Origin of the sequence: Pseudoalteromonas sp. SR41-7 (genome assembly GCF_014163935.1) — a bacterium.
GTDB lineage: Bacteria > Pseudomonadota > Gammaproteobacteria > Enterobacterales > Alteromonadaceae > Pseudoalteromonas > Pseudoalteromonas distincta.
The window spans coordinates 1-421 of sequence record NZ_JACJEF010000046.1 but is presented as its reverse complement, the minus strand read 5'-3'; the positions used below and the strand labels follow the sequence as shown (position 1 = coordinate 421).

At 43.0% G+C, this 421-nt stretch carries 1 pseudogene; it reads left to right on the top strand.

From position 1 onward, the window contains the following. A pseudogene (locus tag H5092_RS20440) lies at positions 1-421 on the top strand (hypothetical protein); the annotation flags it as partial.

The following is a 421-nucleotide window of genomic DNA, read 5'->3' as shown; positions in this document are numbered from 1 at the left end:
CGATGGCACCACAGACTGGGGCCAATTTGGTCAACGTAAAGATGACGGCCGTTACCAATGGGTAGTTAAAAAAGGCCACGATAAACAAGGCGTAATACGCACGTTTAGTTGGCCGAATGACTTAAGTGACGTTAAACCCCTATTACTTGCAGATACCACAGGGGATAACGTAAGCGAAGTTGCTTTATATGGTAAAAATAGCAGTGGAAAAGTATTTTTACGTGTAAACGATGGACGCTTAGCCAATACCCGTATTGCGAACTTTAGCTGGCCAGCGACTTGGACAGAAGAGCAAATAATGGAGCTGGGTGACTTAAACAGCGATGGCATAAACGAAGTTGCTTTATTGGGTATAAATATTAACTCAGGCAAATACCAGCTAGTAATAAAAGATGGACGTGCAACCACAGAATATGGACGT